The following is a 13,150-nucleotide window of genomic DNA, read 5'->3' on the forward strand; positions in this document are numbered from 1 at the left end:
ATAATTATAGGAGTTGATTAAAATCATAAAAGAAAAAGTTGCAGTTATAACAGGAGCTGCCAGAGGAATTGGTCATGGTATTGCTTTAGAATTAGCTAAGGATGGATGTGCAGTAGCTATCTTTGATCTTCTAAACCTTGAAGATGTGCAAGAAAATATCGATCAGATTAAAAAATTAGGGTTACCTGTTTTATATTTTCAAGGTGATTTAACTAATGAGCAAGCTCGGGATAATTTCTGTCAGAAAGTAATGAATGAATATGGTCGGATAGATCTTTTAGTAAATAATGCTGGAGTAGCCCCTAAAGAGAGAAAGGATATCCTAGAAACATCAGAGGAAAGCTTTAATTTTGTGATGGATATTAATTTGAAAGGTACTTTCTTCTTTACACAAAAAATAGCTAATATAATGGTAGAAGAAGTGAAGGAAGGATTAGAGATAGAACCTAAGATTGTTAATATCTCTTCAATGTCTTCTTATACTTCATCACCAGCTAGAGGAGAATACTGTATTTCTAAAGCAGGAATTAGTATGCTAACCAAACTGTATGCAGATAGATTAGCTGAATATGGAATTAATGTTTATGAAGTCAGACCTGGTATAATATATACTAAGATGACTGAGGTAGTAACAGATAAATATGATAGATTAATTGAAGAAGGAGTAACCCCAATTAAACGCTGGGGTTATCCAGAAGATATAGCTAAAGCTGTTTCAGTCTTCTGTTCAGGTAAGTTGAATTTCTCTACTGGAGAAGTTATCAATGTAGATGGGGGATTTCATTTAAGGAGGTTATAAGATGAGTATCAAATTAGCTTTTAGTACTTTGGCTTGTCCAGAGTATAATATAAATGAAATTGTTAAAATTGCTAAAAATGCTGGATATAGCGGAGTAGAATTAAGAAGTTATGGGGTAGATAACCATATTGATATTACTGCTAGCCAAGAGAAAAGAGAAGAAGTTAGAAAGAAGTTTGAAGAGAATAATATTGATATCTGTTGTTTAGCAGGCTATACAAGATTCGATACTAAAGATCAATTAGAGAAACAGATAGCTAAACTTAAAGAATTAATTAAATTAGCTAGTGATTTAAATGTTCCTTATATTCGTACCTTTGGTGGTCAGGTTTCTTTAATTCAAGAAGCCTTTAATCAAGTTGCAGAAGTAGCAGAAGAATTTGAAGTGAAAATACTTCTTGAGACCCATGATATCTTAAGTCGTGGAGAGGAAATAGTGAAGGTTTTTGACAAAGTGGATAGTGATTATTTTGGAGTGATTTGGGATGTAAAGCATACAGTTAGTGCAGGAGAAAGTCTAGAGGAGACTATAGGATACCTTAAAGATTATATCTATCATGTTCACATCAAGGACTGGATTTCTGTACCAGACTATGTATCAGTAACAAACCAAGAAGCTGGACATTTGGTATTGTTAGGGGCAGGAGAATTACAAATTGATAAAATAATAGAGTTATTAAATGATATTAGTTATGATGGCTATTTATCTTTAGAATGGGAAAAACCTTGGTTACCAGAGATTGAAGAATCTGATATTGCACTTTACCAGTATGCTTTGAAATTAAAAGAGTTGCTTTGATTTTTTAATAATTACATATTGTGTTGGTAGAAATATTGAGATATTAAGACAGTAACGAGTGGATAGGAAAAATCCGCAATTGGATTTTTCCATTACGAAAGGTTCAAAGAACCTGAAGGATGAGTAACAAGTGACAAGAAGAGCTTCTTACGCGTTACCCGTCACTGATTACTAAACTGTCGCAATATACCTATAATCAGATATTGAAATAATTAGACTAAAATCTAAAAGGAGGAATAAAGATTATGAAAACAAGAGATTATTGGGTTAAAACCTTAATTAAGATAGCAGATCCTGTATTAAGTAATTTGGAACAAAGAACTTTGAAGGAAAAGATGCCTAGTATAGAAGGCAGAAACAGAGAAGCATTTACCCATCTAGAGGCTTTGGGAAGGTTATTAGCGGGTATGGCTCCTTGGTTAGAATCTAGTCAAAAGGGCAAAGAAGAGGAGCTTAGAAATAAATATGCTAGTATGGCACGTGCGGCTATTGATGCAGCAACTGATCCTGATTCTCCTGATTATATGAATTTCAAAAAAGAGAAAGGAGATCAACCTGTAGTAGATGCAGCCTTTTTGGCTCATGCTATTGTCAGAGCTCCTAATGAATTATTAGGTAAACTAGATAAGCGGGTTAAAAATAATTTGATACAAGCTTTTTATGATACTAGAGAGATTAGACCTTATTTTTGTAACTGGTTATTATTTAGTGCTATGATAGAAGCTGCACTTTTTGCTATGGGGGAAGAGTATGATTCAATGAGAGTTGACTTTGCTCTTAAACAGCATGAGCAATGGTACCTTGGTGATGGTATTTATGGTGATGGTGTCGATTTTCACTGGGACTATTATAATAGTTTTGTAATTCAACCGATGCTAGTGGATATTATCAGGGTGCTTGGAAATCAATATGAAGATTGGGGTAATTTAGAACAATCAGTAAATAAAAGAGCCCAACGCTATGCTGCTATTCAGGAACGGTTGATCTCTCCAGAGGGGACATTTCCTCCTATAGGTCGTTCACTTGTTTATAGAACTGGGGTATTTCAGTTATTGGCTCAGATGGCACTTCAGGATAATTTGCCAGAAGAGGTTTTACCTGCACAGGTAAGGTGTGCTTTGACTGCAGTAATAAAAGGGATGTTAGAAGCCCCGGGTACTTATGATGAGAACGGCTGGCTAAGACTTGGTTTCTGTGGTCATCAGCCTGATATAGCAGAGCCTTATATTGCTATAGGTTCTCTTTATCTATGTTCTACAGTATTTCTACCTTTAGGGCTAAGTTCAGAAGATGAATTCTGGAAAGGTGAGGATAGAGATTGGACTGCTAAAAAGGTTTGGTCAGGTGCAAATATGAAAAATGACCATGCTTTATATTAGAATAAGTAATGGGTCTGAGCAGTAACTTTTAATATTTGGATAATCAAATAATTATATATTTTTATGTTGAAAATATGCTCTTTATTTTAAATCTAATATTAGATTATCTATATCTTTAAATGGATTTGCTAAACTTACAAGTCTAGCAAATCCATTTCCCATTATTGGCATAAATGTTATTCCCAGCTAAGCATCTAATATCTAAATTGCCTCATCAGTAGATAGATATAAATTCAATTATCCTCTCTTTAATCTTCTCTAAATCATCATCTTCAATCTCTAAATCGAAATAATCAAATTTATTCTGGGAATGTAGATAAAGTGGGTCATAATATTCAGTTAATAGAATCTCAACCACCTTTTCTAGCTCTCCTTGTTTACAGTGATTAACTAACTTATTATAATCATTTTTACCTATTTTTTTAACAAGGTGCTTTCTGATACAGGTGATAGCTTCTAAGGAGGCTTGCAGAAATTTATTTTCATCTTGAGTATAACTTCCTTTATACTCATCGATAATTCTATTGATTCTGCTCTCAAGGGAACTTTTAATTAAAGTATGGAGTCCCTTCTTCATTGCTTCTAATAGAAAATCAGGTAGAGTTGATATTCCTATTCGTTTACTTTCAGCTTCAATAGCAACGACTTTACTATCTTTTATTTCTTCTAGCTTCTCCCATAATAAGGAGTCAAACATCTTCTGATTTCTAGGTTGCTCAAGACCAATACTACCAAAGGCAGAGCCACGATGATTGGCCAACCCTTCTAAGTCTATTACAGATATATCTGCATCCTCTAATTTATATAATAAATCTGTCTTGCCAACACCAGTAAAACCATGAATTACCATGAGCTTACTATCTAATTGGTAGTTCCTTAACTTTTCTATAATGAAGTTACGATAGGCTTTATAACCCCCTTTAAGTTTATAAACCTTAAAACCTGCTAATTCACTAAAAGTAGCAATACTTTCACTTCTCATCCCACCTCTAGCACAAAAGATTACTACATGTTGATGGTTTTCAGTTAATTCTTTAATCTTTCTAATCATTTGAGGGATCTTAGGTGAGACTAAATCCACTGCCAGTAATTTAGCTGCAGCAGGACTCTGTTGAGTATAGATAGTTCCAACTTCAGCTCTTTCTTCATTACTGAAGATAGGAAGGTTAATTGCTCCAGGAATCGTTGATTCTGCAAATTCATCTGGTGTTCTAACATCAACATAGATTACTGATTCTTTATTTAATAACTTTTGATAACTTATTATTTTCATTTTAAAACTCTCCTATGTATAGTCTGTTTTATTATTCTTTCTGCAAGGATTATTTAACTCCTGCTTGATATTAGCTTAAAAGCTATAATTTATGATAATGTCCTCGAAGGAGGATTTTGATAAGTATAATATTCTATAGTTTGGCTAATAATGGATAAATAAATACAAAGAAACTTTATAAAGTTTGTTATAATATGTTTAGGGATATTTACCTTGTGATTATAAAGGAGATTTGCTGAGTTTATTCAATTGATATAGTTAATGATATTATTATAAAGATGAAATTTAAATAAGATATATAAGGATAGAATTTAGGGGGATGAGTCATGGATTTTATATCGTATGGTCTTATAGAGGCTACTTTGAATCTGTTTGATAAGGGAAGATTGCCTGAGATTAAGAATATTGACGAAGGTGCTATTAATGATACTATAAAGTATTTAAAGAAGATTATTCATCTAAATGAAGTCAGAGATAAGCAGAAGAAGCTAGTCTTTGTTTCAGGAGTTCCTGGTGCTGGAAAGACTTTAGCTGCTTTGCAGGTCTTATATGATTATAATAGCTATAAACTTGATCTTTATCAAAAGCCGTTATCGGCGATTTATTTATCAAGAAATGCCCCTTTGATTAATATCTTGCAGGGGATTTTAGGTGATAGAATAGGTGAGTTAGGCAAGAATGCTAAGTTATATCTGCGAAGTATGGGGAGCTATAAGTATGAGCACATGAATAATCCTAAGGTTCCTTTAGAGAATGTAATAGTCTTTGATGATGCCCAGAGAGCTTGGGATGAGCAGAAAATGAAAGACAATGAATCAGAAGCAGATGTGATTTTGAAGATAGGGCAGAAGATATATCGGAGTCAAGAAAATGTAACGATAATCTGTTTTATAGGAGAGGGACAAGCTATACATACTGGAGAAGAAGAGGGTATTAATATATGGAAGAAGTCGATAAGCAAGAGAGGGATTAATGATTGGAATATCTATTGTCCTCCTAAATATGAGAAGGTATTTGCTAATGCAGTTAGCGTAACGATAGATAAGAGGCTAAATTTAGATTACTCTATTAGAAGTCTTTTCATAGATACAAGTCTGTGGATAGAGAGTTTATTAGATAGTAATTTCGATAGTGCAAGAGAAGCTTTAAAGGAGATGTATCAGAAGGGATTTCTTCTTAGGGTAACTAGGGACTTTGAAAGAGCTAAGGAGTTTATTAAAAAGAAGGAAGAGAAAAATAAAGATATCAGTTATGGATTGCTGATATCGTCTAAGGCTAGAGATAAAGAAGTAAAGTATAAGATAAATGGTGGGCGATATTTTGGTAGTTTTATGGAACTTGATGAGATTGGTCAGTGGTTTAGAGGGAAGAATAAGAAATTTGAGCAAGGTGCTTCAGAGTTTGCTTGTCAGGGCTTAGAGTTGGATTATCCGATAGTCTGTTTTGGAGGTGATTATTATTATAATGGTGAAGTGTGGGAGATTGAGAAGAATATTAGAAGGTATAACTCTAGTAAGTATCAGGACTTTACTCAGATAATAGAGAATATCTATCGGGTATTATTATCGAGAGCCCGTAAAGGAATGTTGATTTATATTCCTGAAATGGATAGGTTGGATAAGACTTATCAGGCTTTAGTAGAGTCAGGAGTAAAAGAATTATAATTAAGAAAGAATAAGATAAGATGTTATGCTTGAAATTGTTAAGTCGATTATGATTAATGAGGATCAATAGCTCTTTATTTCTCAAAAAAATTAGTAGATATTGTATTTTTCAAGCAGAAAGATAGAAGATGAGATACAATGAATATCTTTAAGAAGGTAGCAAAGGGATTACAGATTGAGGCTAATGCTAATCGTCCAAGGTTAATGCTTAGCTATAGAAGTAGTAAAGCGCAGTTTAAGGATTGGAATACTGAAAGGGTGACTAATGAAGGATTTAAGGTATCGACTTATGTTTATTCTTGTGTTTATCGAATTATGAAGGTGGTGCTAGTGTACTACCTTTAAAGGTTTATGGGAGTATAATCAGAGCATCCTTTTCAGTTCTAAGCTTTTTATAAACTCTAAGGCGATCATAGTCACTTTTACTTTGCTAGTATAGCTATATCTTTGCAATTTTTATCGGAATTAAAGCTTAATTCAACATCATGTTCTCCTAAATTCAATTATTTTTATTTCTTCTAGAATTATTATATTATACAACTAACAAATAGGGTAAGACAATAGAATAAAATAAATCTAATTACAGATACACTACTAAAATGTATTTTTCTTTTATCGTGATTTACATCTTATTAAATTTAAAATATTGATTATTATTTTATTTGATTTATGTAAATTGCTAATTCAGTTCTATTATCTAGCTCTAATTTATCCAATATTTTAGTAACATAGTTTTTGACAGTACCTTCTGTTAAAAATAACTCCTCACAGATAGATTTATTACTCTTACCATCAGCAACTAATTTGGCAACATCTAGTTCTCTAGTTGTTAGTAATTTCAACTTCTCATCATTTTCTAAATCTTTATTTTGATTAAGATTATTATTTAATACATTCACTATTTTTTTAGTAACTTCAGGGTTGAGTAAAATATTGCCTTTATAAGCTGTTTTAATAGCGTTAATTAGAATATCAGAATCGGAATCTTTTAAAATATAGCCATTAGCCCCATTTTTAAGTCCTTTAAATATAAATTCATCTTCATTAAAAGTTGTTAAGATAATTATTTTGATGTCAGGGTACTTTTCCTTAATTGCTTTTGTTGTTTCAACTCCATCCATTATAGGCATTCTGATGTCCATCAAGATTACATCTGGCATCATTTCTGGAACTATCTCCATTAATTCTTTTCCATTCCCCGCTTCCCCTAAAATGTTTATTTGATCATCGAGGCTTAGTATCATTTTCAAACCATCTCTTACTATTTTTTGATCATCGACAACTATAGTATTAATCATTTATTTCTGCCTCCTTTGTATTTCAAGAATACTTTAATCATACTATTTAATCTTTATAATTTCATTTTCCGCATCTATAGGAAGCTTTGCTTCCGTAAAAAAACCTTTATTTCTTTGACTACTAAAGAAAACTGATCCCCCTAAAGCAAATATTCTGTCCTGTATACCTTTTAATCCATTTGACATATTTATCTTATCACAACCTATGCCATTATCGTTAATTTTTAATATGACAGTATTTTTCTCTATATATAGCTTGACTTTAAAGACTGTTGTATTGCCATGTTTTATACCATTGGTAATACTCTCTCTAATTGTTTTGTAGATACAGAGCTTAAGATCTGGATTTAAGGTTTCTAATTCTTTCTCCATTATCAAATCTATTGTTATATTACTTAGAGCTAAAAAATTATCTATAAGTTCATTAATGGAATTTCTTAGACTTTCAATATTTCGTTCATCCTTTAAGGTAGTTACAGCTTCTCTTAATGTAGATGTACTAATTTTTGCAAGCTCCTTAGCTTTTACAATAACCTGTTTAGTTTTAGCTGGATTGCTAGTAAAGGTTTTTTCTAAAAAGTTAAGATGCATAGTTAAGGCCATCAAAGAATGTCCTAATGAATCGTGTAATTCTTGAGCTACTCTTTCTCTTTCTTTAGTAGTAGAAAGTTCTTTTACTTTCTGTGAATATTGATGTAATTTTATATTTGCTCTATTTAATTTTTTATTTAATTTTTTTGTCTCTTCTTTTTCTGTGTGTAAGGAGTGAGTTATATAAGATATATAAACAATACTAAAATAAACTAGTAATTTTTTAAATAAATTTGTTTCAAGTGTAATTAGATTTATAGGAAAATTGACTAGGTTAAGATTTAAAATTGTTAAATATAAAAGAAAATGAAATACCAGAAAAAATTTTTTAATTATATTCTTCAGATATAAAATATCAATTATATAAAAGAAGTAGAAATAATATATTGCAAGACTATCAGATAAGTATTTCAATAATGATGCTAAAATTAAGGACAAAGCTAATGAAGGGGAGTATGACTTTGTATTTCTTTTAATAGTACATCTATAACAATCATTTATGATTAGTAAAATAAATAAGGTAGAAAAAATTACTGCTTGTGTAATAGACAAGGTAGTAAATGATTGAATATATGTTATAAGTAATATAAAAAAAAGTAAGATCAAGTTTAAATATTTGTTATCAATTAAATAGTTACTTATCTCAATCATTTTTTAGACTACTCCTTTCAATTCATTTATTTAAATTATAACGTCTAGTAAAATATTTTAATATATGACTTTAGTAATATATAGATTGATGTCTAAAGTAACTATAAAAAACTAGAATGATGCTTTATACTTAATTTAGAGTCGATCAAATTGTTTAATGTTTGCTTGTGTTGATTATATCATTTTTCAAAAAATTAATCCAACTAAAAAAGGATTGGTAAAGAAGATAGGTGGAGCTCAATTATTAGAACTTATTAATGATAGAAAGGGGAATAACAATTGAAATTAAATAATGTAAAGAGCAAATCATATAAGGTAATATTAATGTTGATTATTTTGACTTTTTTGTTTGTAGGCTGTAGTAAAACAGATAAGAAAACGGTAGCTAGTCAGTTACTAGCAGAGACTAATGAAGCAATGACCGATACAACCACGTCAATCGAATCTTCTATCAATGTAGAGGTGCAGAAAGTTAAAAAAGATAAATTAACTACTTATGTGCAGGTTGTTGGTGAAGCTAGGCCCTATCGAGAAGTAGAACTGGTACCTGATTTGCAAGGAAGAGTTGAAGAATTATATGTAGCACTAGGGGGTCAAGTCAGCAAAGGGAATATTTTACTTGAATTAAATTGTGAAGATGAGAAAATAGCAGTTAAACAAGCAGAGGCTTCATTGGTAGGAGCAGAAGCAAATCTTCAGGATGTTTTAAATGGAAGTAGTAAAGAAGAAATTACTAAACTAAAGGCTAATTTAGAAAAAACAAAATCAGATATGAAAATAGCTCAATCAGATTATAATCGTTATAAGAAACTATATAATGAGGAGTACATTTCTAAACAATCTTTTGAAAAGTATGAACAACAACTCATTTCTGCTCGGAGTAGTTATCAATCAGCCAAACAATCATTAATAAGTGCTGAAGCCGGACCTACTACAGAAGAGGTTAAAAGTTTAAAGGCTCAAGTAGCAAATGCAGAGGCAAGTTTGGAAAAGGCTAAATTGAATTTATCTAGGACTGAAGTTAAGGCACCTATATCCGGTATAATTTCTAGTCTAAATATTGATTTAGGCGAACAAGCAACTAATTCTCCAATATTAACAATATCTCAGCTTAAAAAGACTCGTATTAAGTCTTATGTTAGTCATAGTAATGTAAATAAAATAAGAATTGGTGATCAAGTTCAGATATATTTTCCTGCATTAAAGCAAAGTTTTCTTGGAGCAATAGAAGGCGTTTCGCCAGTTGCTGATGAAGATAAAAAAAGTTTTCCAGTAGAGATTGTAGTAGATAATCCTGATTATATTATAAAAGCTGGAATGTATGCAGAGGTTAAATTAAATACTAGTCAAAGTAGTGAGCAGCTAATAATTGCTCAGAGTGCTCTTGTTGAAGAGAATGGAGACAAATTTGTCTATATAGTAAAAAATAATAAAGCCCACAAGGTTAAAGTAGAAACTGGAATATCTTCTGAAGGTAAAGTGGCGATTTTAGCAGGTTTAAATGAAGGAGAACAGGTTGTTGTGACAAGCGCTGAATATCTAAAAAATGGAGCTAATATTAATCTAATTGGTCAGGGGGATAAATAATGAAAATATCTAATATTTCTGTTGATAGACCAGTTGCAATAACAATGATTATACTTACAATTATATTGCTTGGTATTATTTCTTTTAACAGATTGCCAATGCGGCAGATGCCAAAAACTGATTCATCATTCTTGATGATTAGAACAACTTATAGAGGTGCTAGTCCTGAGGAAATAGAAGATTCTGTTACCAAGATTATTGAAGAAAATGTTGCTACCTTAAATGGTCTTGATACTATAAGTTCTACTAGTTATGAGGGATATTCAATGGTTAAGTTGGAGATGGAGTATGGCACAGATCTTACAGAAACCAAAAATGATCTACGTGATATTATTTCGCGAATGTCTAGTATCTTACCTAATGAAGCAGATGCCCCACAGATTATAACTTATGATCCAAATTCAGAGGCTATATTGATATTAGCTATTTCAGGGGAAGATTTAGTTAATTTAAAGAATATTGCTGAAGATGAATTTAAGCCTGCGTTAGAAAAAATAGTTGGTGTAGCGTCTGTAGAAATATCTGGTGGATTGGAAAGAGAACTACATGTAAATGTAAATCAGGATCAGATGTTAGGTTATGGGTTAAATCTCAATAATATAGCTTCTAGTATCAAAGCAGCAACTAGTAATGCAACAGTAGGTAATATCAAAAAAGGATATAAAAAGATTTCTTTAAGAGCGGTAGGAGATTTTAATAGTATTGATGAAATTAGAAATATATCTATAATAACACAGTCAGGAAAGAAGATTCCATTATCAGAAGTGGCTACTGTGGAAGATACTTTTGCTGATCGAGATAGTTTTAGTTATTTAAATGGAAAGAATAGTTTGACTCTCTTGGTGCAAAAAGAAGGTGATAGTAATACGGTTCAAGTTGCTAAAGAAGCTCTTAGCGTGTTAGATACTCTTAAAAAAGAGAATCCAAACATAGATATCTCTATTATTAGTAATTCTGCTGATGATATTGAAAATTCAATCTCAAATGTGGCAAAGAGTTTTATGGTTGGTGGATTATTAGCAATTATAATCTTGTTTTTATTTTTGAGAAATGTTAGAACTACTATAATTATTGCAACTGCCATTCCTACTTCGGTTATTGCAACCTTTGTTTTAATGTATTTTGGTAATCTAACTCTCAATATATTATCTTTAGGGGGATTGACTCTAGGGGTTGGTATGTTACTTGATAATTCAATTGTAGTTCTAGAAAATATTTATCGCCATTATATAGCAGGAGATGATAGGATAAAAGCAGCCAAGGAAGGATCAGCTGAGGTTGCAACAGCTATTATTGCTTCAACAATGACAACTGCTGCAGTATTTTTACCGATAATTTTTGTAAAAGATATGTTGGCACAGCTTTTTACCCCTTTTTCTTTGACTGTAACCTTTTCTTTATTGGCTTCATTGTTTGTTGCTTTAACCTTTGTTCCTATGCTTTCTTCCAAGCTGTTGAATAGTAACGGGAAAATGGAAGAAGCAGAATTGGAGAGTAATGATACAGGAAAATTTGGTACAATAAAGAAGATATATATTAAAATTCTTAGTTGGTCGCTAGAACATAATAAGACAGTGGTTGCTATTTTGTTAATAGGTTTAATATTATTTGGAACGGGCTTAGGTATGGGATTAATTCCACTTAAGATGGAATATATTCCATCTTCTGATTTAGGAAAGATTAGTGTTTATATTGATTTAGCTCAAAATACTATGGTAGAAAGGACAGCTGTTGTATTAAAGGATGCTGAGAATAGATTGAAAGATATTCCTGAGATTGAGACAATAAATAGTTCAGCTGAGAATAATAGTGCTGAATTATCTCTGAAGCTAATTGATTTGAATAAACGTGAACGAAGTGTTGATCAGGTGGCTGAAGAAGTAAGAACTAGAATGAAAGGGATTGCTGCTGATATTTATGTTGCTGCTCATAATTCTATGATGGGTAGTACAGGTAAAGGTGGTAATGATATTAAAATCAATATTCAGGGTCCTAATCTAGAGGTTTTATCAAAGCTTTCTGATATTATTGTGGAGCAGGTTAAATCCATAGATGGTACTAGAAATATTGCCAAAAGTTTGGATGACAACAAGTCTGAATTTAAAATTTATCCTAAAATAGAAATTGCCAATGAACTAGGTTTTACTACTGCTGGAATTACTTCTGCAGTAGATGATGCAGTAGAAGGAAATACTGTTAGTACCTATAGTGAAGATGGAAAAGAATACGATATTAATTTAAAAATTTCAAAAGATCAGATTGAAAATATTGATGAATTAAAACAGCTAATGATTAGCTCTGCTACGGGGATTACTGTTCCATTAGAACAGGTAGCAAATATCGAAGAAGGCACTGGTTATAATAAAATTGAAAGAGAAGACCAAGAAAGGGTCTCTTCTATTTCTCTGGGCATTTATGATAGAGCTTTAAATGAGGTACAGCAGGATATTGAAGAAAAAATAAATAATTTATCTATACCAGCAGGATATACTGTTACTTATGGCGGTAATGTTGACAATATGAATAGTTCTTTTAACCAGTTAGCAATAACAATGATTTTGTCAATAATATTGGTTTATATGGTTATGGCAGCTCAATTTGAATCACTTATTCATCCTTTCATAGTAATGTTTAGTGTACCACTTTCATTAGTTGGAGCAGTTTTAGGGTTGTCAATAACAGGTATTCCTCTTAGTGTACCAGGTTTTATTGGTGTAATTATGCTTGTGGGAATAGTTGTTAATAATGCTATCGTAATCATAGACTATATAAATAGCCGTCGAAGAACAAAAAGTAAGAAGGAAGCTATTATAGAGGCAGGAGAAACAAGAATTAGACCGATTATGATGACTACTTTAACAACTGTATTAGCTATGGTTCCGATGTCATTAGGCATTGGGCAGGGAGCTGAACAGCAGCAACCGATGGCAATAGTAGTAATGGCAGGATTGTTATTTTCAACAATTCTAACCCTAGTAGTAATTCCTGTTTTATACGATATAGTTGATGAAATTAAAAATAAATTTCATCATATAGAGGAAAGCATTGGTTAATGGAGACTAACTATTAAACTTTATTGAAGAATTTGAGAATAGGTTGATCTTAATAA

10 protein-coding genes are annotated in these 13,150 nt (G+C 31.6%); 7 read left to right on the forward strand and 3 right to left on the reverse strand.

Annotated features, from left to right (window positions below; genetic code table 11):
• Window positions 1–22: 22 nt before the first annotated feature.
• The 3 genes from BX659_RS08785 to BX659_RS08795 all read left to right on the forward strand — a co-directional run bounded on the left by BX659_RS08785 (window position 23) and on the right by BX659_RS08795 (window position 2,977).
• On the forward strand, window positions 23–799 hold the full coding sequence (locus BX659_RS08785) for a 3-ketoacyl-ACP reductase (protein ID WP_097018969.1): 777 nt from the start codon (window positions 23–25) through the stop codon (window positions 797–799).
• 1 nt (window position 800) lies between these two features.
• Complete coding sequence (locus BX659_RS08790) at window positions 801–1,598, forward strand: sugar phosphate isomerase/epimerase family protein (protein ID WP_097018950.1); 798 nt, start codon at window positions 801–803, stop codon at window positions 1,596–1,598.
• 245 nt (window positions 1,599–1,843) lie between these two features.
• The gene (locus BX659_RS08795) at window positions 1,844–2,977 is read left to right on the forward strand and encodes a DUF2264 domain-containing protein (protein ID WP_097018951.1); all 1,134 of its coding nucleotides are present in this window, start codon (window positions 1,844–1,846) and stop codon (window positions 2,975–2,977) included.
• Between the two features lie 214 nt (window positions 2,978–3,191).
• Here BX659_RS08795 and mnmH read toward each other — a convergent pair whose 3' ends face one another.
• Complete coding sequence (mnmH, locus tag BX659_RS08800) at window positions 3,192–4,250, reverse strand: tRNA 2-selenouridine(34) synthase MnmH (protein ID WP_097018952.1); 1,059 nt, start codon at window positions 4,248–4,250, stop codon at window positions 3,192–3,194.
• Window positions 4,251–4,576: 326 nt separating this feature from the next.
• Here mnmH and BX659_RS08805 point away from each other — a divergent pair, with 326 nt between their 5' ends.
• Together BX659_RS08805 and BX659_RS08810 are read left to right on the forward strand one after the other, a co-directional pair.
• A complete protein-coding gene (locus tag BX659_RS08805; protein WP_097018953.1) occupies window positions 4,577–5,914 on the forward strand; it encodes a DNA/RNA helicase domain-containing protein in 1,338 nt (445 codons plus the stop codon).
• Window positions 5,915–6,052: 138 nt separating this feature from the next.
• A complete protein-coding gene (locus BX659_RS08810; protein ID WP_097018954.1) occupies window positions 6,053–6,259 on the forward strand; it encodes a hypothetical protein in 207 nt (68 codons plus the stop codon).
• A 308-nt stretch (window positions 6,260–6,567) separates the two neighbouring features.
• Here BX659_RS08810 and BX659_RS08815 read toward each other — a convergent pair whose 3' ends face one another.
• Together BX659_RS08815 and BX659_RS08820 are read right to left on the reverse strand one after the other, a co-directional pair.
• Complete coding sequence (locus BX659_RS08815; RefSeq protein ID WP_097018955.1) at window positions 6,568–7,212, reverse strand: response regulator transcription factor; 645 nt, start codon at window positions 7,210–7,212, stop codon at window positions 6,568–6,570.
• 42 nt (window positions 7,213–7,254) lie between these two features.
• Window positions 7,255–8,454 (reverse strand): sensor histidine kinase, encoded by a 1,200-nt coding sequence (locus BX659_RS08820; protein WP_097018956.1) that lies wholly within the window; start codon window positions 8,452–8,454, stop codon window positions 7,255–7,257.
• A 279-nt stretch (window positions 8,455–8,733) separates the two neighbouring features.
• On the opposite strand from BX659_RS08820, the gene BX659_RS08825 reads away from it, so the two are divergent.
• Both BX659_RS08825 and BX659_RS08830 read left to right on the forward strand, forming a co-directional pair.
• On the forward strand, window positions 8,734–10,041 hold the full coding sequence (locus BX659_RS08825; RefSeq protein WP_097018957.1) for an efflux RND transporter periplasmic adaptor subunit: 1,308 nt from the start codon (window positions 8,734–8,736) through the stop codon (window positions 10,039–10,041).
• Window positions 10,041–13,094 (forward strand): efflux RND transporter permease subunit, encoded by a 3,054-nt coding sequence (locus tag BX659_RS08830; protein ID WP_097018958.1) that lies wholly within the window; start codon window positions 10,041–10,043, stop codon window positions 13,092–13,094. The genes BX659_RS08825 and BX659_RS08830 overlap by 1 nt, the downstream gene beginning before the upstream one ends.
• Window positions 13,095–13,150 lie beyond the last annotated feature (56 nt).

The organism is Orenia metallireducens (assembly GCF_003001995.1).
Lineage (GTDB): Bacteria > Bacillota > Halanaerobiia > Halobacteroidales > Halobacteroidaceae > Orenia > Orenia metallireducens_B.